The 26,127-nt window shown below is 60.5% G+C and carries 19 protein-coding genes and 1 tRNA gene; 6 read left to right on the top strand and 14 right to left on the bottom strand.

The features are described from left to right. Positions 1-196: 196 nt before the first annotated feature. Positions 197-556 (top strand): DUF6124 family protein, encoded by a 360-nt coding sequence (locus A8O26_RS11205; protein WP_064118043.1) that lies wholly within the window; start codon positions 197-199, stop codon positions 554-556. 233 nt (positions 557-789) lie between these two features. On the opposite strand, the gene A8O26_RS11200 is transcribed toward A8O26_RS11205, so the two are convergent. From A8O26_RS11200 to fdnG, 7 genes are all read right to left on the bottom strand, one after another. Further along, positions 790-885 (bottom strand) — tRNA-Sec (locus A8O26_RS11200). 6 nt (positions 886-891) lie between these two features. After that, positions 892-2,808 (bottom strand): selenocysteine-specific translation elongation factor, encoded by a 1,917-nt coding sequence (gene selB, locus A8O26_RS11195; protein ID WP_064118364.1) that lies wholly within the window; start codon positions 2,806-2,808, stop codon positions 892-894. Then, positions 2,805-4,208 (bottom strand): L-seryl-tRNA(Sec) selenium transferase, encoded by a 1,404-nt coding sequence (selA, locus tag A8O26_RS11190; RefSeq protein ID WP_172828150.1) that lies wholly within the window; start codon positions 4,206-4,208, stop codon positions 2,805-2,807. The genes selB and selA overlap by 4 nt, the downstream gene beginning before the upstream one ends. A gap of 45 nt (positions 4,209-4,253) precedes the next feature. Further along, a complete protein-coding gene (gene fdhE, locus A8O26_RS11185; RefSeq protein ID WP_064118041.1) occupies positions 4,254-5,180 on the bottom strand; it encodes a formate dehydrogenase accessory protein FdhE in 927 nt (308 codons plus the stop codon). Positions 5,181-5,183: 3 nt separating this feature from the next. Next, entirely contained in the window at positions 5,184-5,849 is a 666-nt protein-coding gene (locus A8O26_RS11180) for a formate dehydrogenase subunit gamma (protein WP_064118040.1), read from the bottom strand. Further along, complete coding sequence (gene fdxH, locus A8O26_RS11175; protein ID WP_034154153.1) at positions 5,846-6,781, bottom strand: formate dehydrogenase subunit beta; 936 nt, start codon at positions 6,779-6,781, stop codon at positions 5,846-5,848. Before fdxH ends, A8O26_RS11180 begins: the two co-directional genes overlap by 4 nt. Positions 6,782-6,795: 14 nt before the next feature. Continuing rightward, positions 6,796-9,861, bottom strand: coding sequence for a formate dehydrogenase-N subunit alpha (fdnG, locus tag A8O26_RS11170; protein WP_155740652.1), 3,066 nt, complete (start codon positions 9,859-9,861; stop codon positions 6,796-6,798). A gap of 355 nt (positions 9,862-10,216) precedes the next feature. Between fdnG and A8O26_RS11160 the strand changes: the two genes are divergently transcribed. The 4 genes from A8O26_RS11160 (at position 10,217) to A8O26_RS11145 (ending at position 14,361) form a co-directional block, all read left to right on the top strand. Continuing rightward, the gene (locus A8O26_RS11160) at positions 10,217-11,371 is read left to right on the top strand and encodes a MalY/PatB family protein (protein WP_064118037.1); all 1,155 of its coding nucleotides are present in this window, start codon (positions 10,217-10,219) and stop codon (positions 11,369-11,371) included. 215 nt (positions 11,372-11,586) lie between these two features. Beyond that, on the top strand, positions 11,587-12,444 hold the full coding sequence (locus A8O26_RS11155) for a glucose 1-dehydrogenase (protein ID WP_064118036.1): 858 nt from the start codon (positions 11,587-11,589) through the stop codon (positions 12,442-12,444). Positions 12,445-12,534: 90 nt separating this feature from the next. Continuing rightward, complete coding sequence (locus A8O26_RS11150) at positions 12,535-13,878, top strand: cation:proton antiporter (protein WP_064118035.1); 1,344 nt, start codon at positions 12,535-12,537, stop codon at positions 13,876-13,878. A 186-nt stretch (positions 13,879-14,064) separates the two neighbouring features. Next, the gene (locus A8O26_RS11145; RefSeq protein ID WP_064118034.1) at positions 14,065-14,361 is read left to right on the top strand and encodes a hypothetical protein; all 297 of its coding nucleotides are present in this window, start codon (positions 14,065-14,067) and stop codon (positions 14,359-14,361) included. Positions 14,362-14,718: 357 nt separating this feature from the next. Here the strand turns inward: A8O26_RS11145 and A8O26_RS11140 are convergent, their stop codons facing one another. The 4 genes from A8O26_RS11140 to A8O26_RS11125 form a co-directional block, all read right to left on the bottom strand. After that, on the bottom strand, positions 14,719-15,255 hold the full coding sequence (locus A8O26_RS11140; RefSeq protein ID WP_064118033.1) for a hypothetical protein: 537 nt from the start codon (positions 15,253-15,255) through the stop codon (positions 14,719-14,721). A 76-nt stretch (positions 15,256-15,331) separates the two neighbouring features. Beyond that, positions 15,332-17,251, bottom strand: a complete 1,920-nt coding sequence (locus tag A8O26_RS11135) for a hybrid sensor histidine kinase/response regulator (RefSeq protein WP_064118032.1) — start codon at positions 17,249-17,251, stop codon at positions 15,332-15,334. 74 nt (positions 17,252-17,325) lie between these two features. Beyond that, complete coding sequence (locus A8O26_RS11130) at positions 17,326-19,632, bottom strand: ATP-dependent DNA helicase (RefSeq protein WP_064118031.1); 2,307 nt, start codon at positions 19,630-19,632, stop codon at positions 17,326-17,328. Beyond that, entirely contained in the window at positions 19,629-21,281 is a 1,653-nt protein-coding gene (locus A8O26_RS11125) for a VRR-NUC domain-containing protein (protein WP_064118030.1), read from the bottom strand. Before A8O26_RS11125 ends, A8O26_RS11130 begins: the two co-directional genes overlap by 4 nt. Positions 21,282-21,475: 194 nt before the next feature. On the opposite strand from A8O26_RS11125, the gene A8O26_RS11120 reads away from it, so the two are divergent. Next, complete coding sequence (locus A8O26_RS11120; RefSeq protein ID WP_064118029.1) at positions 21,476-21,700, top strand: YgdI/YgdR family lipoprotein; 225 nt, start codon at positions 21,476-21,478, stop codon at positions 21,698-21,700. Positions 21,701-21,753: 53 nt separating this feature from the next. On the opposite strand, the gene A8O26_RS11115 is transcribed toward A8O26_RS11120, so the two are convergent. The 3 genes from A8O26_RS11115 to A8O26_RS11105 all read right to left on the bottom strand — a co-directional run bounded on the left by A8O26_RS11115 (position 21,754) and on the right by A8O26_RS11105 (position 26,111). Beyond that, positions 21,754-22,128 carry a hypothetical protein gene (locus A8O26_RS11115; RefSeq protein WP_064118028.1) on the bottom strand — a complete coding sequence of 125 codons (375 nt, stop codon included), beginning with the start codon at positions 22,126-22,128 and terminating at the stop codon, positions 21,754-21,756. Between the two features lie 241 nt (positions 22,129-22,369). Next, entirely contained in the window at positions 22,370-24,223 is a 1,854-nt protein-coding gene (locus tag A8O26_RS11110) for a polyurethane esterase (RefSeq protein WP_064118027.1), read from the bottom strand. A gap of 199 nt (positions 24,224-24,422) precedes the next feature. Continuing rightward, positions 24,423-26,111 carry a polyurethane esterase gene (locus A8O26_RS11105; protein WP_064118026.1) on the bottom strand — a complete coding sequence of 563 codons (1,689 nt, stop codon included), beginning with the start codon at positions 26,109-26,111 and terminating at the stop codon, positions 24,423-24,425. Positions 26,112-26,127: the final 16 nt, after the last annotated feature.

The raw sequence follows: 26,127 nt of genomic DNA, 5'->3' as shown, positions 1-26,127 counted from the left end.
CTGACACATCAGTGATCGGGTCTCGCAGCCCGTTGATCTCTGGACGCACAACACCCGCTTTCTTTATGGCGGCTGTACGTGGGAGACCTTCGGGTCTGCCGGTTCTAGAGTCCCGGTCTGCGACCCGCGTATAGCTGCCACCCCCATTCGTCTCGCAGCGAACGCTGGCAGCTCCAATGACTCTAGGAGCTTCACCATGATCAAACCAACACCCAACCCACCCGAAACCGACCCCACCTCCCCCTACGAATCTCTCGACTCAAAAAAACTCCATGAAGCCGCCGACCGCGCGCTCGACCATTACCTATGTCCGCCCAGCTCCCCTCCCATTCAACGCAAAACCCGCTCGATGTATGCCGTGACCGCAGACTTCAAAAACGAAGAACTGTTGGCCAACGCTTGCGAAACACTCGCCTCAGCCAGAACCATCGCCAATGACTTCGCCAATCTCATCCCTGCGTCGCAGCGCCGGACGCAGTTGGGGATTGCGCAATTGATCATGCTCGGGGAGCTGGCGGTGAATCGCGCACTGGATAATCTGGAATTGCCGCAGTAGCAGGGATCTGTGACAAGCCTTGAGTGAGGTGGTTTGGCTGCCGACGCCTTCGCGAGCAGGCTCGCTCCCACAGGGGATTTCTGTCGCTCACGCGGCTGCGGTTCCACCGCCGAATTTGTGGGAGCGAGCCTGCTCGCGAAGGCGCTAGGTCAGTCAGTGAGAGGTTGACTGAAAAACCGCATTCGCGAGCAGGCTCGCTCCCACACTGGATCGGGGAGGTCCGGAGGAAAAACTGGCGGAAGGCAGCCGGAGTCGAACCTGCCCGGGAACGGATGCCGTCCCCAACCGGGTTTGAAGCCCGGCCGCGCCACCGGGCGCGATTGCCTTCCTTTAACTCATTGTGCGCAGGCGTTGGCCAGCGCGTTGTCGGGGCGGATCTGGCGGGATTCGCCGATGCGGCGGGTCAGGCCGACGCGGTCGAAATATTCCAGATACTGAATACAGCGTTTGCGTCCCAAGCCTAGCGCATCGCGGAAGGTTGTCACCTGGATCTGCGGGTTTTCCTTGGCCAGTTTGAGCAACACGTCGGCCATTCGGTGCAGTTGCCCATCACTCAAAAACAGGTCGCGCACCACTTGATGCATCAAACCCAGCCGCGCCAGTTTGCGCAGCAGCAGACGGACCACGGCGTCGTCCTGGCTAAGCATTTTGGCAGCATCACGAACCCATGGCGGGTCGAATTCGGCGTTTTCGAATAGCGGTTGCAGTTGCTGCCAAAGGGTTTCGTCCTCGGCATTCAGGCGCACCTGATGATCCGGCAAATGCAGCCATGGCCCGCTTGCCTGAATCGATCCGGCCGCCAGCAATTCATCCAGCAAACTGACAAACGTCGAACGCTCCAGCGCCAAACCACTGAAGCGACGCAGGCGATCACGATCCGGGCCCATCTGGTCGGGTTCCAGTTCGTGGAACTGCGCCAGTTGTTCCAGCAGGGTGAATTTCAGTTGCGCCCAGCGTTGCACGTTGAACAGCACCGGGCCTTGGCGGGTGTCGATCAGGCGCACGTTTTCCGCTAACGCCCAGGTGGAGCGCGGGCGATTGAATTGGCGCTCCAGGCGCAGCGGGTCGAGGCCTCCCGCGCTGGAGTTGAGCAATACGGGCAAGACCTGTTCGAATTCGTCCCCTGAGATCAAGGCGCGCAATTGCTCCAGACGCTCCGGGCTGCGACGTTGCCGCGCCGGGGCGAACGGATCGAGCACCTGACCGCCACCGAGGGTGCGTTGCGCACTTTGGTCGCGCAAGATCAGTCGATCACCTTTCACCGCATGCACCGGCGCATTGATCAGCAGTTGCGCAAACATGCGCTCGCCGGGACTCAAGCGCGGGCCTTCAAGCAAGGCCACCCGGGCAATCACGTCTTGCGTGCCGAGGTGCACATGCACCGGGTGGAAATGTTCGAAGGTGCGTTCGCCGGGCAACAGTTGAAACTCGATGTCGAGCCGTTGCGTCGGGGCGTGCAGCCACTCGGCCAGCAACCATTGGCCGCGATGGATCTGCGCGAGTTCAAGACGTTCGCCGCTGATATTCAAAGCCACCCGTTGCCCGGCGAACGCCTGATCGGCAGGCTGATTTTGCGCATGAAGCCCGCGCACCCGAACGGATTTCCCGGCAGGCCCGAGCATCAGTTTGTCGCCGACGGTAACCGTGCCCGACAACGCCGTGCCCGTGACCACAATCCCCGCGCCAGCGACACTGAACGCACGGTCGATGGCCAGCCGAAAACCGCCTTCGCGACTGCGCTCCTGCACTTCACGTTGCGTTAGCAGCAACGCATGGCGTAACTCATCGACACCTTGGCCGCTTACGCTCGACACCGTGAAGATCGGCGCTTGGGCAAACGGCCCCGGCTCAAGCAAGTCCAGAATCTGCCGCTGCACCTGCTCCACCCTGCCCGTCTCGACCCGATCACACTTGGTGATCGCCACCAACGCGCGCGGAATACCGAGCAGTTCGACAATCGCCAGATGTTCACGGGTCTGCGGCATCACGCCGTCATCCGCTGCGACCACCAACAACACCAGATCAATGCCCTGCGCACCGGCGAGCATGTTGTGGGTGAATTTCTCGTGGCCGGGCACGTCGATAAACCCGGTCAGCCCCGCGCCCGGTTCGAGTTCGGCATACAGATAGCCAAGATCGATGGTCATCCCGCGCTCGCGTTCCTGCGGGCGGCGGTCGCCGGTTTGTCCGGTCAGGGCTTGCAGCAGCGAGGTCTTGCCGTGGTCGATGTGCCCCGCCGTGCCGGCGATCACGGCGCGACCTGCAACTGCGGCAATTGCGCGAGCCATGCGGGTTCATCGTCGAGTTGGCGCAGGTCCAGCCACAGAGCGTCGTCGTCGATGCGCCCGAGCACCGGGATCGATAATGCACGTAGCGCTGCTTCCAGATTCAGCAGGAAACGACCGCGTAAACGCTTCGAGACTTGCGGGCGACAACACAGCGCCGCACTCGGCAAACGCGCGACGGGTTGGCTGCCACTGCCGATCATGCCCAAGGCCTCGACTGCACTGACCTGCCAGCGCTCACCCAACAACTCAGCCATGAACGGCTGCAAACGTAAGGTCTGGGCGAAGATGTCAGCTCGCGGGCGAGTCAACAGACGCAAGCTCGGCAGACGTTCAGCCAGGCGATCCGGATCGCGGTACAGACCGAGCACCGCCTCCAGCGCCGCCAAGGTCATTTTATCGACCCGCAATGCGCGTTTCAGCGGGTTCTTCTTGATCTTCGCGATCAGCTCTTTACGCCCGACGATCAGCCCGGCCTGCGGCCCTCCGAGCAATTTGTCGCCACTGAACGTGACGATATCAGCGCCATCGAGCAGCGCCTGCCGCACCGTCGGTTCGGCCGGCAACCCCCAGCGCGTCAGATCCAACAGACTGCCACTGCCCAGATCCTCCAGCAACGGCAAACCATGTCGATGGGCCAACTCGGCCAGTTCCGAAGTCGGCACCCGCGCGGTAAATCCTTCGATGCTGTAATTGCTCGCATGCACACGCATGATCAAACCGCTGCGCGGGCTGATCGCCGCTTCGTAATCGCGCGCATGAGTCCGATTGGTCGTGCCGACTTCGTGCAGACGCACGCCGGCGCGGGCCATGATGTCGGGGATGCGGAAGGCGCCGCCGATTTCGATCAGCTCGCCACGGGAAATGATGCCTTCCTTGCGTGCGCCCAAACTGTTGAGTGTCAGCAGTACGGCGGCGGCATTGTTGTTGACCACGGTGACGGCTTCGGCGCCGGTCAGTTCGCGGATCAGGCCTTCGATCAAATCATCACGATCACCGCGTTTGCCGCTGGCCAGATCAAATTCCAGATTGAGCGGATAACGCGCGGCCATTTGCACGGCGTCGATGGCTTCGTCCGGCAACAAGGCGCGGCCCAGATTGGTGTGCAGGACGGTGCCGGTGAGGTTGAACACTCGGCGCACGTTGCTGCGCTGTTGCTGGGCGAGGCGTTCACCGACGCGGCCGGCGAGCACTTCGGGGCTGATTTCGACGGCTGATAATTGCCCGCTCAACACACCGGGCCGCAGCTCATCGAGCAACTGGCGCAAACTCGCCAACAACGACTCACGCCCGTGACGCTCAAGTAAAGGCACACACGCCGGGTGACGCAACAAACCATCAATGGAAGGTAACCGCAGGGACATCAGCCACTCCTGGAAACAGATCGTTCGCCGAGAGTGTAGACCCTGCTGTCACTCGTCTCCGGGTGCCAGCAACAAGTTCGGCGCCAAGCGCTGACAACCGTCCTGCGCCAGACGCATATCCAGCAGCAAACTGCTCAGGTCCGCTGACAGCGCTTCGGCGTCAGCATCATTTTCCAGATAAATCAGTTTCAGATAGCTGTTGCAGCCCGGACAGACTTCCGCCCTTATCGGCGCTTGATTAGCCGCATGGCGATCATCCTCAAGGCTGAAATAATCCAGACCCTTACTCGACTCGCAATACACGCACTTGACCCGCACCACATGCCATTCACAGGCGCACAAAGAACACACCAGATAACGCAAACCGTTGTGCTTGCCGCGGTGACGGATCACCCCGGCCATCGCCGGCGAACCACAGGCCGGACATTGGCTGAGGCTGTCGCCGGGTTTGAGTTGCAGATTCGGCGCGCTGAGCAGCCAATGGCTCCAGGCTGTTTGCAGCGCGGCACCGAGAAACGGCACCAGTTGCGCCGGCACCATTGAGTATTGGCCGCTGACCAAAGCCACGGCCCACGCGCGTAATTGGCCGGTACTGGCGACCCGCAACGTCGTCACTGCATCAATAACAGCGAGATTTTCAGAAGGATCATAACGCTGCAACAAAGCCTCAAGATAAGCCTGCCAGCCCTCCTCACGCACCAACGTGTCGGCGGCAAACGGCGGCAAACCGTGCTGCTGACACGCCTCGATCCGTTGCTGATCAAACGGCGCCACCAGTGGCGGATCATCGAACACCTTCTGCTGCACCCGGCACAATCCGGCAATCAGCCGCAAATACTCCGCCAGCGCATGCCCCTCGGCCAGATGCTCCAGTCGATCAGCCCGCAGCGCAAACAGGTTCGAAGGCGGCAGATGCAGAAACGGCGGCGAACTCGCCGCCGCTTCGATTTCCCCAGGTTCAAGAATGGTTGGCAAACGTCAGCCCTTTTTAGTGATCGGTCGTTCCGGCACGTCCGTTTGACGTTCATCGCGGGTGATCTCGCGATACCAGAGTTCATGGTGTTTCTTCGCCCAGGCGCGGCTGACCCAACCATGCAGCATCGCGTCCACGGAACCCTTGATCCACAGCCCGGCGTAGATGTGAATGATGATGCTCAGCACCAGCACAAACCCGGCCAGCGCATGCAACAACATCGCCCAACGGATCACGGTGATGCCGAAATACGCACTGAAATACGCGCGCCAGATCACCAGCCCGGTGAACAGCAAACCGAGCATGCACAGCAGTAAAGTCCAGAACAGCAGCTTCTGCCCGGCGTTGTATTTGCCCACCGGCGGCACGCTTTCTTCATCGTTGACCAACACGTGATCAATGCGCCGCATCCACTTCCAGTCATTGTCGATAAAGAAGTTCGCGCGCCAGAAACGGAACACCAGGCCGAGGAACAACACAAACATCGCCACGCCCATGAACGGATGCAGAATCCGCGTCCACGGCCCGCCGCCGAACAGGTTGCTCAACCAGAACAGTGACGGATGAAACAACGCCAGCCCGGACAGCCCGGCCATGAAAAACAGGATCGCCACCAGCCAGTGATTGGTGCGCTGGTTGGCGGTGTAACGCAGGATCGTCTTGTTGCTCATGGCCGCTCCTCCCCGCGTGGATCGAAGGTGTGCACCGCCGGATCAACGACATGCACTGAGGTGTCAGGTGGCGTTGGATGTTCATCTTCTTCAACCCGATTCGGACCGATACGCACGTAATGGAAGAACCCGGCCAGCACCGCCGCGCCCATGGCCAGCAGGCCCAAGGGTTTGCTGATGCCTTTCCACAGGCCCACCAACGGACTGATCGCCGGATCTTGCGGCAGATTGGCATAGATGGTTGGCGTGTCGGCGTGGTGCAACACGTACATCACGTGGGTGCCGCCAACGCCTGCCGGGTCATACAGACCGGCGTTCTCGAAGCCACGGCTTTTCAGGTCGACGATGCGTTCGGCGGCGTGTTCCTTCATGTCTTCCTTGGTGCCGAAGACGATCGCGCCGGTCGGGCAGGTTTTTACGCAGGCCGGTTCCAGCCCTACCGCCACCCGGTCCGAGCACAAGGTGCATTTGTAGGCCTTGTGGTCTTTCTGCGAAATGCGCGGAATGTTGAACGGGCAACCGGTGATGCAATAGCCGCAACCGATGCAGTGATCCTGATCGAAATCGACAATGCCGTTGGCGTGCTTGATGATCGCGCCCGGGCTCGGGCACGCCGCCAGACAACCCGGCTCTGCGCAGTGCATGCAGCCGTCCTTGCGGATCAGCCATTCGAGGTTGCCGGCATCGGTTTCGTGCTCGGTGAAGCGCATCAACGTCCAGGTTTCCGCGCTCAAGTCTTGCGGGTTGTCGTAAGTGCCGTGGTTGTGGCCGACCTCGTCGCGCAGCTCGTTCCATTCCGAACAGGCGACCTGGCAGGCCTTGCAGCCGATGCATTTGGTGGTGTCGATCAGCTTGGCCACCGCCTCCTGATTCCTCACCGATGGCGGCACCGTGGTGGTGGCCGAGCGGGCAATGATGTCTTGGCTGGCCATTTAAAGATTCTCCATCAGAGCTTCTCCACGTTGACCAGGAATGACTTGGATTCCGGGGTCTGGGTGTTGCCATCGCCGAGGAACGGCACCAGGGTGTTGGTCAAGTAACCGTGACGCGTCAGGCCGGTGAACCCCCAGTGCAGCGGGATGCCGATCTGATGCACGACCTGGCCGTTGACCTGCAATGGCCGGATCCTTTTCGTCACCACCGCCACCGCTTCGATAAAGCCACGCTTGCAACTGACCCGTACGCGATCACCGGCAGCGATGCCCTTCTCTTTCGCCAGCACTTCGCCGATTTCCACGAATTGCTCAGGCTGGGCAATCGCGTTCAACTTGCAGTGCTTGCTCCAGAAGTGGAAATGCTCGGTCAACCGGTAACTAGTGCCGGCGTACGGGAAGTCCTTGGCCTCGCCGAGGGTTTCCCAGACCGAATCGAAGATTCGCGCCGCCGGGTTGCTGGTGGCTTTCTTGTTTTGCGGGTGCAGCGGGTTGATGCCGATCGGCGTTTCGAACGGCTCGTAGTGTTCGGGGAATGGGCCTTCGTTCATCTTGTCGACGGCGAAGAATCGCGCGACGCCCTCGGGGTTCATGATGAACGGGTTCATCCCGGCTTCCGGCGGCACGTCGGCCTTGTAGTCCGGCACGTCGGTGCCGCCCCAGGCCTTGCCGTTCCACCAGACCAGACGCTTTTTCGGATCCCACGGTTTGCCCGAGACATCTGCCGAAGCGCGGTTGTAGAGAATCCGCCGATTGGCCGGCCACGCCCACGCCCAGCCGAGATGCTGGTGCATACCGAACGGATCGCTGTTGTCGCGCCGCGCCATTTGATTGCCAGCCTCGGTCCAGCTACCGGCGAAAATCCAGCAACCGGACGCGGTGCTGCCATCATCCTTGAGCAAACCAAATCCGGCCAATTGCGAGCCGGCCTTGACCGCGACGCCCGTGGCATCAGTGAAATCGGCGACAGCGCTGCCGTTGATTTCCTTGGCCAGTTCCTCCGGCGAAGGTTCGTCGGGAATCTTGTACGGCCAGGTCAGTTTCAGCAGCGGATCGGGGAATTTGCCGCCCTCGTCCTGATAGCGCTTGCGCAGGCGCAGGAACAGTTCGGCCATGATGCGAATGTCGGTCTGCGCTTCGCCCGGGCCATCGGCGCCTTTCCAGTGCCATTGCAGCCAGCGGCTGCTGTTGACCAGCGAGCCGTCCTCTTCGGCAAAACAGGTGGTGGGCAGGCGAATGACTTCGGTCTGGATCTCTTCGCTTTTCACATCGTTGTACGGCCCGACGTTGTGCCAGAACTCCGAGGTTTCGGTGGCCAGCGGGTCCATCACCACCAGCCATTTCAATTTCGCCAGTGCGCCCATCACGCGGTTTTTGTCCGGCAGCGCGGCGATCGGGTTGAAGCCCTGGCAGAAGTAGCCATTGACCTTGCCCTGGCTCATCAGGTCGAACATCTTCAGCACGTCGTAGTTGGGGATGTCGAGCTTCGGCAAATGGTCGTAGCACCAATTGTTCTCGACGGTAGCGTTGGCGCCGTACCAGGACTTCATCAGGCTGACGTGGAATTTGCTGTAGTTCTGCCAGTACGACAGTTGCCCCGGACGCAGCGGCACTTGCGTACGTTTGTGGATGAACTGACCGTAGTCCTGTTCGCTGTCGCTGGCCAATGTCAGGTAACCCGGCAGTGCATTGGAGAGCAAACCGAGGTCAGTCAGGCCCTGAATATTCGAGTGACCGCGCAAGGCGTTGACGCCGCCACCGGGCATGCCGACGTTGCCCAGCAGCAGTTGCACCATCGCCGCGCTGCGGATGATCTGCGCGCCGATCGAGTGCTGCGTCCAGCCGAGGGCGTAGAGAATCGTCATGGTCTTGCCCGGAATCGAGCAAGTGGCGATCTCTTCCCAGATTTTCTGCATGGCGTCGACCGGCATGCCGCAAATCTGGCTCGCGAGGTCGATGTTGTAGCGACTGTAATGCACCTTCATCAACTGATAGACGCAGCGCGGGTGTTGCAGCGTCGGGTCGACTTTGGCAAAGCCGTCGTCGCCCAGCTCGTAACCCCAGCCGGACTTGTCGGTGTAGCTGCGCTTGGCGACGTCGTAGCCGCTGAAGATGCCGTCTTCGAAGCCGTAGCCTTCTTTGACGATGAACGACACGTCGGTGTAATTGCGCACGTACTCGTGCTGGATCTTGTCCTCGGTCAGCAGGTAATTGATCAGCCCGCCCATGAAGGCGATGTCGGTGCCGGTGCGGATCGGCGCGTAGTAATCGGCCACCGAAGCGGTCCGGGTAAAACGCGGATCAACCACGATCAGCCGCGCAGCGTTGTGCGCCTTGGCCTCGGTCACCCATTTGAAGCCGCACGGATGCGCTTCTGCTGCGTTGCCACCCATCACCAGGATCAGATTCGCGTTGGCGATATCGGTCCAGGTATTGGTCATGGCACCACGGCCGTACGTCGGGGCAAGACTTGCCACCGTCGGGCCGTGTCAGACACGCGCCTGGTTATCGAACCCCAGCATGCCGAGACTGCGAATCACTTTTTGGGTGATGTAACCGGCTTCGTTGGACGCCGCCGACGCCGCGAGGAAACCGGTGGTCAGCCAGCGATTCACCGTTTGCCCGTTGGCATTTTGTTCGATGAAGTTGGCGTCGCGATCGGCTTTCATCAGGTCGACGATGCGGTCGAGCGCCTCGTCCCAACTGATCCGCGTCCATTCACTGCTGCCCGGTTTGCGCGTTTGCGGGTAGAGCAAACGACCGGGGCTGTGAATGAAGTCGAGCAGGCCTGCGCCTTTCGGGCAGAGAGTGCCGCGGTTGACCGGGTGGTCGGCGTCGCCCTCGATGTGAATGATGCTTTGCGCTACGTTCTTCGCGTTATCGCCCTGGCTGTACATGATCAAACCGCAACCGACCGAGCAATACGGGCAGGTGTTGCGGGTTTCATGGGTGTGGGCAAGCTTGAAGTGGCGCACCTGCTCGGCGAAGGCCAGCGTCGGGGCCATGCCCAACGCGCCCAGGCTCGAGCCTGCAAGGCCGATACCGGCGACCTTGAAGAACTGACGACGGCTGAGATCCATCGTGCACTCCTGATCAGGTGGAACCCGGTACTTGAGCCGGGTTTTATCTGGACAATCACGGTTGCGGCAAACGCGTGCCGACCTTTTCACTGTAGACAATGACCACACGATCTGTGTGAAAACCGACCGTCGGCCGTTTGTCGGGTCTTTCACTGAAGGCCACCAACCCTGTGGGAGCGAGCTTGCTCGCGAAAGCGGTGTGTCATTCAACATCGATGCTGACTGACCCGACGCCTTCGCGAGCAAGCTCGCTCCCACAGGTATTGTGTGAACCTTATAAGCAGCAGGCTCGCCCCCACAGGGGATGAGGCTTAGAATGCTCGGCAGGACCATTCCCGCCTTCACGAGACCGCGCATGACTTTCGATTTTGATCAGGTATTCGACCGCCACAACACCGGCAGCACCAAGTGGAGCCGCTATTCGGCCGACGTGTTGCCGATGTGGGTCGCTGATATGGATTTCGCCGCGCCGCCGGTGGTGATCGAGGCGCTACAGCAACGTTTGCTGCATCCGCTGGTGGGCTACAGCGTGGCGCAGGAAAACCTGCGTGAAGCCATCGTCGCCGACCTCTGGAACAAGTTCGCCTGGAAGGTGGAGCCGCAAGAACTGATCTTCCTGCCGGGCGTCGAGTCCGGTTTCAACATGGCTTTGAAAGCGCTGGTGCAGCCGCAGCAAAACGTTGTGGTGCAAGTGCCGAACTACCCGCCGCTGCGTCACGCGCCGGGCCACTGGGGGTTGAACAAGGTTGAACTGGAGTTCGTCGCGCAGGCCGACGGCACCTACGCCACCCCGCTGGACGTGCTGCGTGAATCGTTGAACGGTGGCGGCGCGCTGCTGCTGAGCAACCCGCACAACCCGATCGGCAAGGTCTTCGGCCGTGAAGAACTGCAAGCGGTGGCGCAGATCTGCGCGGCGCAGGACGCCTGGATCATCTCCGACGAGATCCACGCCGAGCTGTGTTTCGACGGTCGCGTGCACATTCCGACCGCATCGCTTAGTCCGGAAATTGCCCAACGCACCATCACCCTGATGTCGGCGAGCAAGGCTTACAACATCGCCGGCCTGAAGACTTCGTTCATGATCATTCAGGACGCCGCCCTGCGCGAACGCGTCAACCACGCCCGTTGCGGCATGGTCGACAGCGTCAACCCGCTGGGCATGGAGGCGACCCGCGTGGCCTACAGCGAAGGCGCTCCGTGGCTGGCTGAATTGAAAACCTACCTGCAGGCTAACCGTGACTATCTGGTTGAAGCGGTGCGCAGCCGCTTGCCGGGCGTGAGCATCAATGTGCCGCAGGGCACGTATCTGGCATGGCTGGATTGCTCGGCGCTGGATCTGGACAATCCGCAACAGTTCTTTCTTGAGCAGGCCAAGGTGGGTCTGAGCCCGGGTCTGGACTTCGGCGATCAACACCAGCAGTTCGTACGCTTGAACTTCGGCTGCCCGCGTTCGCTGCTCGAAGAAGGCATCGCCCGCATGGAACGCGCCCTGACCCAACGCAATACCTGAAACCTCAGATGATCCCCTGTGGGAGCGAGCTTGCTCGCGAAGGCGGTCTGTCATTCAATACAGATGGTGACTGATACACCGCTTTCGCGAGCAGGCTCGCTCCCACATTGGTTTTGCATTTCCAAATCGGAAAATGCGTCGTAAATCCGATCGAACTCACGGCAAACGCACCGGGTCAACCGCCCATACCCGCCCTGAGACCTCGGAGACCTGCGATGACCGACTATCCAAAACCACCCTTCCCCGCACAAGCCCAAGCCGTGCCTGGTTCGCAACGCAAGATGGAACCGTATCCAGACTGCGGCGAGCAAAGCTATGTCGGTTCAGGCCGACTGGCCGGCAAGATTGCTCTGATTACTGGTGCTGACAGCGGCATCGGCCGCGCGGTGGCAATTGCCTTCGCCCGTGAAGGCGCCGACGTTGCCGTGGCGTATTTGAATGAACACGAAGACGCCCAGGAAACCGCGCGCTGGGTCGAACAGGCCGGCCGCCAGTGCCTGCTCTTGCCCGGCGATATTGCGCAGAAAGCCCATTGCCAGGCCTTGGTCGACAAGACCGTCGAACGCTTCGGCCGCATCGATGTGCTGGTCAACAATGCCGCGTTCCAGATGACCCACGAAACCTTCGAAGAAATCCCCGACGAGGAATGGGTGATGACCTTCGACGTCAACATCACGGCGATTTTCCGCTTGTGCCAGGCCGCGATCAAACACATGCGCGCCGGTTCGTCGATCATCAACACCAGTTCGATCAACTCCGATTTACCGAAACCCACCCTGCTCGCCTATGCCACCACCAAAGGTGCGATTGCCAACTTCACCGGTGGTCTGGCGCAAATGCTCGGGCCCAAGGAAATCCGCGTGAACTGCGTAGCACCGGGGCCGATCTGGACGCCACTGATCGTCTCGACCATGCCCGACGATGAAGTGCAGAATTTTGGCGGCAACACCCCGCTCGGCCGCCCCGGCCAACCGGTGGAAGTGGCGCCGATTTATGTGCTGCTGGCCTCGGACGAAGCCAGTTACATCACCGGTCAGCGTTACGGCGTGACGGGCGGCAAGCCGATGCTGTGATGATCCCTGCGCCAGCGCCTACAGTAAGGCTGAAGACTCATTGAACACGGTGCGATTGCCGTCACATCGACCATTTGAGGGCGGCACATCATGAGTTTTGTCGTGTGGGTGGCGGTGCTCGGCGCCGTGTTGCTGACCCTGGCACTGACCTCGTCGTACCTGCGCTGGATGCCGGTCACTACCTCGGCGGTCTGTCTGTTGCTGGGGATCGGCATCGGCCCCAGCGGTCTCGACCTGCTGAAACTGCCATTGGAAGACGCCTCGTTGTGGATGGAGCACCTGACGGAAGTCGCGGTGCTTTTTTCATTGTTTGTCTGCGGGCTGAAACTGCGTTTGCCGCTGCGCGACAAGCGCTGGCGAATTGCCTTTGGCCTCGCGGGGCCGGTGATGGTGCTGACGATTGTCGGCGTGTGCGCGCTGTTGCATTGGGGGTTGCGGTTGCCGTGGGGGCCGTCGTTGTTGATCGGCGCGATTCTGGCGCCGACCGACCCGGTGCTTGCCGCATTGGTGCAGGTCAACGATGCGCGGGATGTCGACAGCGTGCGGTTCGGCCTTTCCGGTGAAGCCGGACTGAATGACGGCATCGCTTTCCCTTTTGTGATCCTCGGCTTGTTGTTGCTTCACGGTGATGGCACTGCCGCCGAGTGGCAGGGCTGGGTTGTGCGCAGCGTCTTGTGGGCAGTGCCTGCGGGCCTTTTGACCGGTTACTGGATGGGCCGCGGTATCGGTCGCGTGACCCTGTCGCTGCGCATCCGCAATGACGACAGCACCTTGAGCCCCAACGATTATCTGGCGCTGTCGCTGATCGCCTTGGCCTATGTGGTTGCCGAAGCCATTGGCGGTTATGGCTTTCTCTCGGTATTCGCCGCCGGACTCGGTTTGCGCCAAGTCGAAGTGAAATCCACCGGCGCCAGCCAGCCGCCCGCAGAACATCTGGTGCAGCCGGTGGTCGGCCATCAAAACGTCGAACCGCAACACGCCGTGCATGGCGACACCGCAAGGCTGGAAAGCAGTCAGGTCGCGGCCGGCATCATGATGGGCGATATGTTGTCGTTCGGCGGTCTGGTCGAACGCGCGATGGAAGTGTTTCTGGTGACCCTGCTCGGCGTGGTGCTGGTGGCGCATTGGGATTGGCGCGCGTTGTGGGTCGGTGGTGTGTTGTTCTGCCTGATTCGCCCGGTCTGTGTGGCCTTGATGCCGTGGGGTCGGCTACTGGAGGGGCGGCAACGGCTGTTGATCGGTTGGTTTGGCATCCGCGGCATCGGCAGCCTGTTCTATCTGTTTTATGCCTTGAACCACGAGCTGACCGACTCGGTGGCCAGCGTGTGTACCGACCTGACGCTGTCGGTGGTGGCGCTGAGTATTTTGCTGCACGGCATCAGCACACAACCGATCCTCGCTCGCTACGAACAACGCAAGGAACAAAAAAGCTGATTTTTTTGCTGGGAATCTTCGCAGGAAACCATCGAATTTTTTTCTGAAAAAAAATGGATCCCTGCGCGAATGTCGACAGTCACAAGCATAACTCCCCGCCGGATTGATTCGGCGGGGCCCGGCAGGTTCGGTTCCCCTGCGGCGTTCAGCCTGTGAAAAGGAATCCCGAAGAATAAGGTTACGGTCATGAAAGAATGCTCGACTCCTGCGCAAATCAAGGCTTGCAGAGCGCTGGCTCTGGAACGCAATCGTCAATTGTTCGATAACGCCCACACTCTCAACCGAGCGGCCAATGCGCTGCTTGAAGTGGAAAATCTGGACATCGAACAATTCGAGCACTACCGAGCCCTGCGCAAGAAAGCCGATTTGATGTTTGAAGACGCCATCGACCATTTGTGCGTCTTGAACGAGGACTTCCCGCCGATCCCGATGTCCTCGCAGAACTCGGTGGCGTTGCGCCGCCAGCTCGAAACGGTGGAGTGATCCGCAAAAGCCCCTCACCCTAGCCCTCTCCCGGAGGGAGAGGGAACCGAACGAGTTGAATGCTCGAGCTACATCGACCTGAAATACCGCGTCGAACACAAATTTTGACCACACCACAGATCGGCTCCCTTCCCCCTCTCCGGGAAAGGGAACTGACCGAGGTGAATGGTTGAGGTACGCCGACCTGAGATATCGAGTTGAACGCAGATCTTGAGTACAACCAAGAACTGCTCCCTTCCCCCTCGCCCCCCTTGGGGGAGAGGGTTGGGGTGAGGGGGATCGATCAAAAGTGCACCACAAAATCCAAGCGAATGAAAAAGCCCGGCTACCTGAGCCGGGCTTTTGCGTGAAGACCAATTACCCCCCTGGATTGGTCACCTGAATAAACACCGCATAACTCCCCAACAACACCCAGAACGTCGCAAAGATCCACGGCGTGCGCACCGAAAACAGCAGCGACTTGCGATAGCCCTTGTGGCTCGACTCCATCTCGCTGAACAGCGGCGATTCGTCATACGCCAGCCCCATCAACGGCTCGCTGTGCAGCAAGTGACTCTGCTTGAAATGCCAGTGATCGATGATGTCATACGCCGCACGAATGCCCGGCCAGGCATTCAACGAACTGAGCAGACCGAGCAACGCCAGAAACGGCGGCACCACCAGCGTGAACAACTTGCCCCACTCCGGGTTGAGGTTGGCCATGCACGAAGCAAAGGCGATCACCAGAAAGGACTGCGCCGCCAGATAGGCATCGGTACGGTTCGCCAGAATGCTGGTTTCGTACTGGATCTCGCGACGATAAAAATCCAGCCGTTCCTTGGGTGAGCCGAACATCTTGGCGTTATGTTCGGTCAGGGTTTCTTCAGCCGTCGGCTGGGTCAGTATGCGAGGCAAGAGACGCACGCTCCGGGAGGGGGAAAGCGTTTAGAAGCGCGCGCATTCTGACAAGTTCAGTCGGATTTGCCGGGCGTCATTTCATCGCCTGGGCAATGACCTCCACCAGATTCATCTGGTTGAACGGTTTCGGCAGACGCGGCAACTGCGCGGCGAAACCCTCAAGGCGTTCGGCATAACCGGTGGCGAGAATGATCGGCAAATCCGGCTTGAGCAGACGCACCGCATGGGCCAGTTGCGCTCCGCTCATCTGCGGCATGGCCATGTCGGTGATCATCAGATCAATCATCTCGTGCTGATCGAACAGCGCCAGCGCCTGAGCCCCCGAAGTGGCATTGACCACCCGATGACCGAGGTCCTCAAGCAACAGGCTGGTGCTGGTCAGGACCAACGAGTCGTCATCCACGACCAGAACACTGAGCCGAGGCACCGTAATCGGTTCGACAGGCAGCAACAGAGGTTGGCGCGTCACGGTCTCGCCGGCCACCGGCAACCAGAGTTCAGCGGCCGTGCCCTGGCCCTTTTCGCTCCTGAGGATGAAACGTCCGCCCAATTGCTCGATGAAGCCGTGGACCATCGACAAGCCTAGCCCGGTGCCTTTGCCCAAACCTTTGGTGGTGAAAAACGGATCCTTGGCCGAGGCCAAGGTGTCGGCATCCATGCCTTCTCCGCTGTCGACCAGGCTGAGGCAGACGTAACGCCCTGCCGCCAGCGTTGAATGGCTCTGTTCAAGCACGACTTCCGGCTGCGCGCTGATGACCACGCTACCGCCGTCGGGCATCGCGTCGCGGGCATTGGTGGCCAGATTGAGTACCGCCAGTTCCAGTTGGTTGGTGTCGGCCAGCACCGGCGAAAGGTCTTCTGGAAAGCGAGTTTCGATGCGAATCCCCGGCCCCAGTGAACTGCGCAACAGCCCGGTAATCCCCTGGATCAGTTGTGGAAGATCAACCGACTCGGTCTTGAGTTCCTGTCGCCGGGCGAACGCCAGCATCCGTTGCGTCAGCGAGACACCGCGCAACGCACCTTGGGTGGCGTTTTCCAGCAAGCGGTTGATTTTCGGGTCATCGCCAGTACGCTTCTGCAGAATCTCCAGGTTGCCAAGGATCACCGTCAGCAAATTATTGAAATCATGGGCGATGCCGCCGCTGAGCTGACCGATGGCCTGCATTTTCTGCGCCTGGAACAACGCCTCGCGGGTTTTCTCCAGTGCCTGTTGGGCTTGATGGGCCTCGGTGACATCACGGGTGATCTTGGCAAACCCGAGCAGCGTGCCGGTTTCGCCGCGAATCGCATCGACCACCACGTGCGCCAGAAAACGCGTGCCGTCCTTGCGCATGCGCCAGCTCTTGTTCTCGAAACGGCCCTCGCGGGTAGCGATCTCCAGCGCGCGCTGCGGCTCGCCGAGTTCACGGTCTTCGGGGGTGTAGAAAATCGAAAAGTGCTTGCCGATGATTTCTTCCGGCAAATAGCCTTTGATCCGCTGCGCCCCCTGATTCCAGTTACTGACGCGGCCTTCAGGGCTGAGCATGTAAATCGCGTAGTCGGTGACGCCTTGCACCAGCAAACGGAACTGCTGCTCGCTTTGCTTGAGGGTTTCCTCGGCCATTTTGCGGTCGGTCAGATCGCGGGTGATCTTGGCGAAACCCAAGAGCTTGCCGTTCGGATCAATGATCGGGTCGATCACCACGTGCGACCAGAAGTTGGTGCCGTCCTTGCGCACACGCCAGCCTTCACCCTCGAAGCGCCCTTCACGGATCGCCGTATCGAGTGCCCTTTGCGGCATGCCGGCGGCGCGATCGTCGGCGGTGTAAAACCGTGAGAAATGCTCGCCGAGTATCTCGGCTTCTTCATAGCCCTTGAAACGCTTCGCGCCGCTGTTCCAACTGGTGATGATGCCGTCCGGATCGATCATGTAGATCGCATAATCGACCACTGCATCTATCAGCAGCCGAAAGCGCATCTCTTCGATCGCAGCGGTTTTGGTGTTCTTGATCATCAGGTACGACTCACAGCACATAGAGTATTAGCAGGAGTATGCGTCAAACCCATCGTTTGAAAAGGCCACGCCTGCTAAACCGTGATGTTAATTGCTGGATCAGCCTTGAGCGTATTGGCAAGTGCACGATCCACGGCCCACCACTTGGGCAATAACTGTTTGATCCGGCTCTCGGCAAAGCGGTCGTCGATCAACATCACCACGCCGCGATCCTGACGTGTGCGGATGACCCGGCCGGCGGCCTGCACCACTTTCTGCAAGCCGGGGTACAGGTAGGTGTAGTCATAGCCGGCGCCGAACAGCGCGGCCATGCGCCGCTTCAGCTGTTCGTTGACCGGGTTGAGTTGTGCCAGCCCCAGCGTGGCAATGAAGGCGCCAATCAAACGCGCCCCGGGCAAGTCGATGCCTTCACCGAACGCGCCGCCAAGGACGGCAAAACCGACACCCTGGCTGTCAGCGGTGAATTGCTCGAGAAACGCCTGCCGCTGCCCTTCGGCCATGCCGCGCGACTGCTGCCACAGCGTGATGTGCGGGTGCCGCTCGGCCAGTAACGTCGCCACCTGTTGCAGGTAATCGAAGCTGCTGAAGAACGCCAGATAGTTGCCCGGGCGTTCGCTGAACTGGCGGGCGATCAGTTCGACGATGGGCTCCAGCGAAGCCTGACGGTGGGTGAAGCGCGTCGAGATGCGGCTGACGATGTGCACCTGCAATTGCTCGGCACTGAACGGTGACTCGACGTCGATGCACACGGTGTCGGCCGGGGTTCCAAGCAGATCGGCGTAATAGTGGCGCGGGCTGAGGGTGGCGGAAAACAGCACGCTGCTGCGCGCCGCTTTCAGGCGCGGGCCAATGAACGCCGCCGGCACCACGTTACGCAGGCACAGCTGTGACAGCGGCCGTTTGCGCTCGAGGTCGCGTTTGCTGATGTCGAACAGATAGTGCTCGTCGTACAGCTCTGCCACGCGGGCGAATTGCAGCAGGTCGAAATAGAAATTCTGCAGGCCGCTGTCGAGTCCTTGCGGGTGATCATTGAGGTAATCGCCGATGGCCGCGCAGCACAAAGAGATTGCTTGCAGAAGTTTTTCCGGCGCCTTGTCATAGGCCTGATACGGCGCCAATTGCGGTGAGTGCAAAGCGTTCCATTCACGGTTGATCCGTTGCAGGGACTTTTTCAGTGCTTCGGGTGCCGCTTTGCGCACGCTGCCCAGCGTCGCCTGATCAAGACTGGCGCTGTACATCTGCCGGCCGCGCTCGACCAGGTTGTGCGCCTCGTCCGCCAACACCGCGACCTTCCATTGATTGAGTTGCGCCAGACCAAACAGCAGCGCGCTGAAATCGAAGTAATAGTTGTAGTCGGCGACGACCACGTCAGCCCAACGGGCCATTTCCTGGCTGAGGTAATACGGGCACACCGAATGCTGCGCGGCCACCTCGCGCATCGCCGCCTGATTGAGCAGGTTGACTCGACTGGCCGCTTCACGCGCCGCCGGCAGGCGATCGTAGAAGCCTTGCGCCAACGGACAGGATTCGCCATGACAGGCTTTGTCCGGGTGCTCGCAGGCCTTGTCCCGGGCGACCATCTCCAACACGCGCAACGGCAAGCCCGGCGACTGATCGAACAACGCCTGGCTGGCGTCCAGCGCCAATTGGCGGCCGGGGGTCTTGGCGGTGAGAAAAAATACCTTGTCCAGTTGCTGCGGCGCCAACGCCTTGAGCATCGGGAACAACGTGCCGAGGGTTTTGCCGATGCCAGTGGGCGCCTGCGCCATCAGGCAACGGCCAGTGCTGACGGCCTTGAACACCGATTCGGCCAGATGCCGCTGACCGGGACGAAAATCCGCATGGGGAAAGCTCAGTTGCTGCGCCGCCCGGTTACGCGCCTCGCGGTGCGCCATTTCCTGATCGGCCCACGCCAGAAACAATCGACACTGTTGTTCGAAGAACGCTTGCAGGGCTTGCGCGCTGAACGCTTCGACCAGACAGGTTTCCTTTTCGCTGACAATGTCGAAATACACCAGCGCCAGGTTGATCTGTGGCAGATCCAGTTTGCGGCACATCAACCAGCCGTAGACCTTGGCCTGGGCCCAGTGCAGTTGCCGGTGATTGCCCGGTTGCTTGCTCAGGTCGCCACGGTAGGTTTTGACTTCCTCCAGGCAGTTTTGCGCCGCGTCGTAGCCATCCGCCCTGCCCTTGACCTTCAATTGCAGGAACTCGCCTTCCAGCGCCACTTCACTTTGATATTTATCGCTGCGCCGCGAGGCCACGGTGCGGTGCCCGGCGATGCCTTCGAGTGCCGTGGGTGATGGCGTGAAACGCAGGTCGAGGTCGCCGGTCTTCGCGGTGAACTCGCACAACGCGCGCACGGCAATGCTGTAGCTCAAGCGCTCTGCTCCGCCCATTGCACGTAACACACGGCAACGGGCATCTGGTGTTGGTGACAGAACTCCAGCCAGCGCAATTGATTGTCCTGCAAGCGGTCGCCGGGGCCTTTGACTTCAATCATTCGGTAGGTTTTGTGCTGTGGCCAGAACTGGATCAGGTCGGGCATGCCAGCGCGGTTGGCCTTGATGTCGAGCAGCAAGCGGCTGAACCAGTGTTTGAGGTGTTCGGCGGGCAGGCAGGCCAGCGCCTGCTCCAGCAAGTCTTGATTCAGCGCGCCCCAGAAGACGAACGGCGACTGGATGCCCCATTTGCCGACGAAGCGTTCGCGAATGGTCTGCGCATAGCGACCGTCATCCAGTTCCGCCAGGCAGGCGCCGAACAGTTCGGCGCGGCGTTGCTGGAAGTCTTCATTGAGCAGGTCCACCGGGCCACGCTGGAACGGATTGAAGAACGCCCCCGGCAGCGGCGCGAAAATCGCCGGCCAGCACAACAGGCCGAACAGCGAGTTGATCAGGCTGTTTTCCACGTAATGCACCGGGCCCTCGTCTTCGTGCAAATGCGCCTGCACGTAATACTCCACCGACAGCGCCGGATCGCTGCGCGGCAACTGCAAGTCAAGGCGTTCAACCGGTCGTGGCGCGGCCCGTTTCAACGGTGGGCCACCGAGTTTGCGTCGCAGACGCGGCAACATCCGTTGCAGGCCCTGTTGTTCGGCAGCGCTTTCGGGGGCCTGCTCGGCGAGCGTGCCGAGTTCCAGCGCCAAGGCGTATTCGGCGCAGCGCTCCAGCACGCGGATCATCCGTAGCCGCGCGCCGGGGTAGGCGCAGTCGCGGTAAATACTCAGGGCCAGGGCAAATTCACTGATGCGCTCACAGTACTGGCCTATCTGGAACAGCACCTTGCCACGCCGACGTTGCAACCACGGGTTGTCGAACTGCAACGTGGTGACTTGCTCGACAATGCTTTGCAGGGGTTCCCCGGCTTCGAAACGCAACTGGCAGTTGTGCAGGAACAGGCAGGCGTCGACGTCTTCGCGGCTGCGCAGGCCTCGGGAATCGGCGCAGAACTCGACTTTTTCGTAGGTGAAGATACCGAGGTCAGCCAGGACGAATTCCGACCAGTCCTGATACAGATTGCCGAAGAACATCAGCCGCAAGCGATCGCACAGGTCCATGATGGTCAGGCTGAACAGACGCTCGTCGAGCGACGGCGCCCAATCGCGCAGGCTACGGGTGTCGGCGAACTGCTCGGCGAGTAGCGGCAGCCAATCGTCCTTGCGGCCTTTGGGTTGTTCGATGAACGCAGCGAACGCTTGCAGGAGTTCGGCCTTGAGCAAGACGTCAAACACCTCTGCCATGCTCAGCGCCGCGTGCTCATCGAGCCAACCGTGATCCAGCAGCGGCTGTGCGGCCACAGCGATGTCGCCAATTTCCGCATAGGCGAGTTTGCCGGCGCGAAAGTGCACGCCCTTGCGCATCACCATCCGCACCAGCAAGCCTTGCGCCGGCTTGGGCAATGCACGGAAGTCGCGAATAAAGGCATGCTCCGTCGCGCTCATCACATCGGCATAGCGAAGCTCAAGCCAATCAAGCACTTGCCGGAAGTTGTTGAGGTAATAGAACGGGTCGTCGAGGGGATTGGCGGTCACGGGAATTCAGGGCCATGGCGAGCGAGTACTGGTTATGCGTACAGATAACAGCTCTGCCCTGTCCGGTGCAAACGGAAAAAGATCAATGGCATTTTTTGATCAGGACATCGAACTTTTTCCACCGCAATGGCACCAACCGCGTTAGAAGACCGACAATGCTCGGTATCACATGGAATGAGGATCAAGAGGTGGCTATGAACATCAAGACATTGGGCATTCCTTTGGCGGTTGCCGCGCTGCTGGTATTGGGCGGCTGCTCGACGCAGACCGTGGTCACCCTGCAGAACGGCACGCAATATCTGACCAAGGACATGCCGAAGACCAAAACCAAGGACGGCTTCTATGAATTCGAGGACATTTCCGGCGCCAAGGTGAAAGTACGCGCCGATGAAGTGGCCACCGTGCGCAAGGAAGACTGACGCGCTGCACTGCTCGCTCCCGCGCTTTGCGTGGGAACGAGCAACGTTGAGTGCTATTCGAAGGCCCGTAGGCCCGGGAGGCTGCCGTCGCAAGGCATGTACGTGCCACCGCGCCTGACCACTTCGCCCTGCAAACGCTGGCAGCGTTCCAGGTCTTGTTGGGCCATGCGGTCGATACTCAGGTTGCCGGTGGTTTGCGGCTGCTTGCCGTCACCCAGGCGAATCGTCACGAACGGCTGTTCGGGCTGGATCTGAAACAGGCTTTTCTCTTCGACCGGCTCGGCCACTTCGGTTGTGGCCGGGCTCGGCAGTTGATCAGGGCTGATGCCGTAACGGCTCAGAATCGAACTTTGAGGCAGATCGGCCCAGACGCTGGCCGAACACAACGCCAGTCCGACGATACCGATAAAGCCCTTGAAACCTTTCACGTTTGAATCTCCTGTGCTCGATGGCGGCTAGCTATAGAACGTGTGCGCACGTGCTGGCTTTAGGCCGCATTTCCTGTTTTTGCAGGGTTTTGAGTCAGGTCGTGGCCATCGAGTCACTTTTGAAACCGAGTTATCGTTCTTCGCGAGCAGGCTCGCTCCCACAGGGGATTTGCAAACGACACAGATCCAGTGTGGGAGCGAGCTTGCTCGCGAAAGGGCCCTTACCGGCACCCCATCAACATCAGGCAATCACAATACCGTCAGCACTCAGGCTGTTCAGCGACACCCCCACCAACGTCACCGAATCGTTGCCGAACGTCAGCACCGTGTCCTGCCCAACAGTCGCGGCATGGGCGCGGAAGTCCTCCGCCGGCAAAACACCCTGTACGCCAAGAAATACCAGTTTGTCATTGGACGTGAAACCGACCACCCGATCCTGCCCGAACGCACCATTGAACAGGAACGTATCCGCGCCGCCGCCAGACTCCATCAGGTCATTACCGGCACCGCCGACAAACACATCATTGCCGGCGCCGCCAATCAGGTGATCGTTGCCATCGAGGCCGAACAGCCAATCGCCACTGGCATGCGCCTTGAGCGTGTCGGCGCCAGCGGTTCCTTTGACGCTCGACTCATACGCGGTGACGTTATTGCCGACCTTCAAACCGCTGGCCGTGACGCTGTGGGTCACATCGTCCTTGAACAAGCCCCAGAGAAACCCCGGCTCCTTGGTGACGATGCTGCCGATGTCGCGGGTGATGCTGATCCCGCCGTTGGCGTCGCGAATGTACAGATTGCCGGCGCCGTCATTGGCGAAGTCGAAGTTCTTCACCGCGCTTTGCAGGTCAAGGGTGTTGCTGCCCTGCCCGCCAAGCATGACGTTGTAGCCACCGCTGTCGCGGAACGTGTCGTTGCCGGCACGCCCTTCCAGATAGTCGTTGCCGCTGCCGCCCTGAATCAGGTCGTTGGCGTCGCTGCCGATGATGAACGTGCTGCCCTTATGGGTTTCGGCGTTGCGGTTGAGGTCCTGCACCCAGGTGTTGGCCCGCGCCGGGTCCGAGAGGTTGGCGACAATGATGGTCGAATCGCGGCTGGTCAGGTCGTAGAACTTCGATTCGATGACGCGGTTCATGCCGTCGCCATACGCGGTCGGCAAGTGCGAGATCCAGGTGGGAATGTTGACGATCGAGAACGGCAGCAGATTCCACGCGGTCGAGGCGTAGTGATCGTTGAAGCTGACGATGTTGTCAGTGGCCGACGCCTTGGGCGCATCGTGCACGCCGATGGAGGCGCCGGTGAAGGTCGAGCCGTCGAGGGCGCGGAACACCGGGTCGTTTTCGTATCCGACGTTGAGCACTTTGTCGGTGCTGCTCTGGGTTGGCGAGGCGTAAGCGATGTAGTTGGAATCGCTGAAGAACCCGCCCCACTTGCCGCCGCTCAGGTCGGCCATGCTGTTGACCGCCAGGCCGCCGAGGCTATGGCCGCTGACCAGCACGTCTTTGCCGGTCAGGCCGTTGGCCTTGGCAAACGCCACGACGTCGTTGAGCAGATTGCCGAACGCTTCACCGACGTAGTTTTTCGCGTAGTCCTTGGGGCCGAAGGCAGCGAGCAGGTCGTTGATCACGTCGCCGATCGAGTCGAGGATCAGATTTTCCCGCGGGCCGCTGGTGCCGCGAAAGGCAATGCCGAGTTCCGTCAGATGGCCCTGGGCGTCGTACTTGCCGAGGATTTCCACTTGCGCGGTGGTGTAGCCGGCCTTCTCGCCGAAGAAGGTTCCCCGGGCGTCGGTCTTGCCGTCGTAGCCCAGTTGCGAGGCGGTGATAGGCGTCCAGCCGGCCTTTTTCACGGCGTCGAGGGCGAGTTTTTCCGAGTCGGGATTCCACGGAATGCCGGGAATCACCCCTTGCGAATCGGTGCCGCCGAGCAGCGCCGTGACCAGCGTAGCGGGCAGGCCAAGGCCGAAACCGTTGTGCTGATAACCGGCGGCAAAACCGTTATCGAGGTTGTGGTAGGAATACAGCGTGATTGCCATGGCATCGCTGAACAATGCCTTGGAATCGGCTGTGCCGAAGTTCTTGTAGTCATACACACCCATTGCTATTGCCTCTCTCTTTGTTGGAATTGTCAGAGATAGCTCACAGCCAGGGCGCCCCTCGGGGGACGCCCCGGAGCATTTCAGTACTACTTGTTGCCTTTCATTGTGGGAGCGAGCTTGCTCGCGAAAGCGGTGTGTCAGCTACAAAAATGCTGACTGATACACCCTCTTCGCGAGCAAGCTCGCTCCCACATTGGATCTACGCGAACATGAAACTGGAGTCCGACAGGTTAGCCACTCCCACCCCGATCAGGGTCACGGCATATTCGCCAATCTTCAGCACGGTGTCGTTGCCGGCCTGCGACGCGTGTTGCTTGTAGTCGTAGCCCTGCCCCGCGCCTTCGACGCCCATGAACACCAGTTTGTCGCTGCCCTGATAACCGTTGATGGCATCGAAACCGAACGCGCCGCTGAACAGGAAGGTGTTGTTGCCACCCACCGCCGTCATCACGTCATTGCCGGCGCCACCGACGAAGGTCACATGGCCCTTGTCGCTGATCAGTTTGTCGTCGCCACCGAGGCCGAACAGCCAGTCGCCGTCAGCCGTGGCGTGCAGCGCATTGCCATAGCCGTCGCCGCTGAGCGAGTGGTTGTACTGGGTCAGTTCGTTGCCATTGGTCAAACCCTTGGCCGTGACGCCCCAGGTGATTTCCTTGCTGCCCCACCACGAGCCCGACTCCTTGCTCACCAGCGCGCCAATGTCGCGGGTCATGCTGATGCCGCCGTAGGCATCGCGCACATACAGCGTGCCGTCACCGTCGTTGGCGAAGCTGAAGTTCTGCAACGGTTTCTGCAGTTCGAAGGTGTTGTGGCCCTGGCCGCCGAGCAGGATGTTGTAGCCGCCGTCATCACGGAAACGGTCATCGCCGCCCAGGCCTTCGAGGAAGTCGTTACCCGCGCCGCCCTTCAGCCAGTCGTTGCTTTGGGTGCCGATAATGAAAGTGCTGCCGGTGTGCGGCTCGCCGCTGCGCCCCAGATCCTCGACCCAGGTTTTGCCACGGGACGCTTCTTCCAGGTTGGAGACGATGATCGTCGAGTCCTTGCTGGTCAGGTTGTAGAACTTCGAGTCGATCACCCGATTCAGGCCATCGGCGTACCCCAGTGAGCCGTGGGCCGACCAGCTCATCGGGTTGATGATGCTGAACGGCACGAGGTTCTGCGCGGTGGACGCGTAGTTGTCGTTGAAGTTGACGATGTTGTCGGTGGTCGAGTCGTGCGGCTTGTCGTGTTTGCCCATCGACGCGCTGCTGAACGTAGTGCCGTCGAGCACACGGAACACCGGGTCGTTCTCGTAACCGATATTGAGCACGTTATTGCCGGTGCTGCTCTGGGTTGGCGAGGCGAAGGCAATGTAATTGGCGTCCTTGAAGAAGCCGCCCCAGTTGCTCGCGCTCAATTCGGCAACGCTGTTGACGCCCAACCCGCCGAGGCTGTGGCCGCTGATCAGCACGTCCTTGGCGGCAATGCCATTGGCAATGGCAAACGCCGCGACGGCCTTGAGCAGATTGTCGAAGGCGTTTTTCGCGTAGTTGCTCGCGTAATCCGACGGCCCGATGGCAGCCAGCAGGTTGTTTTTCAGGTCGCCGAAGGTATCGCTGTAACCCAGCCCGCCGGTGCCACGAAAGGCCACGCCGATGCCGATCAGTTTGCCGGCGGCGTCGTATTTGCCGAGCACTTCGGCCTCGGCGCTGGTGAAGCCGTCCTTCTCGCCAAAGAACGTGCCCTGCGGCCCGACCTTGCCCTGATAACCCAGCGCCGTCGCTGTGACCGGCGCCCAGGCGGTGGCCGGCAGAGGCTTGCCGGTCGGCGTGTAGGCATACAGCGTCAGTGCGATGGCGTCGCTGTACAACGCTTTGCCATCGGCATTTTTATAATCGAACAATCCCATGTTGTGCTCTCTCTTC

It is taken from the genome of Pseudomonas fluorescens (assembly GCF_001648775.1).
GTDB classification, from domain to species: Bacteria; Pseudomonadota; Gammaproteobacteria; order Pseudomonadales; family Pseudomonadaceae; genus Aquipseudomonas; species Aquipseudomonas fluorescens_M.
The sequence above is the reverse complement of the archived record's forward strand: the minus strand, read 5'-3'. Positions and strand labels throughout refer to the sequence as shown.

Bases quoted from the DNA above. Each gene is read 5' to 3' on its own strand.
- A8O26_RS11205 (WP_064118043.1), top strand. From the start codon at position 197: ATGATCAAACCAACACCCAACCCACCCGAAACCGACCCCACCTCCCCC.
- A8O26_RS11180 (WP_064118040.1), bottom strand. From the start codon at position 5,849: ATGAGCAACAAGACGATCCTGCGTTACACCGCCAACCAGCGCACCAAT.
- fdxH (WP_034154153.1), bottom strand. From the start codon at position 6,781: ATGGCCAGCCAAGACATCATTGCCCGCTCGGCCACCACCACGGTGCCG.
- A8O26_RS11160 (WP_064118037.1), top strand. From the start codon at position 10,217: ATGACTTTCGATTTTGATCAGGTATTCGACCGCCACAACACCGGCAGC.
- A8O26_RS11155 (WP_064118036.1), top strand. From the start codon at position 11,587: ATGACCGACTATCCAAAACCACCCTTCCCCGCACAAGCCCAAGCCGTG.
- A8O26_RS11150 (WP_064118035.1), top strand. From the start codon at position 12,535: ATGAGTTTTGTCGTGTGGGTGGCGGTGCTCGGCGCCGTGTTGCTGACC.
- A8O26_RS11145 (WP_064118034.1), top strand. From the start codon at position 14,065: ATGAAAGAATGCTCGACTCCTGCGCAAATCAAGGCTTGCAGAGCGCTG.
- A8O26_RS11135 (WP_064118032.1), bottom strand. From the start codon at position 17,251: ATGATCAAGAACACCAAAACCGCTGCGATCGAAGAGATGCGCTTTCGG.
- A8O26_RS11120 (WP_064118029.1), top strand. From the start codon at position 21,476: ATGAACATCAAGACATTGGGCATTCCTTTGGCGGTTGCCGCGCTGCTG.
- A8O26_RS11110 (WP_064118027.1), bottom strand. From the start codon at position 24,223: ATGGGTGTGTATGACTACAAGAACTTCGGCACAGCCGATTCCAAGGCA.
- A8O26_RS11105 (WP_064118026.1), bottom strand. From the start codon at position 26,111: ATGGGATTGTTCGATTATAAAAATGCCGATGGCAAAGCGTTGTACAGC.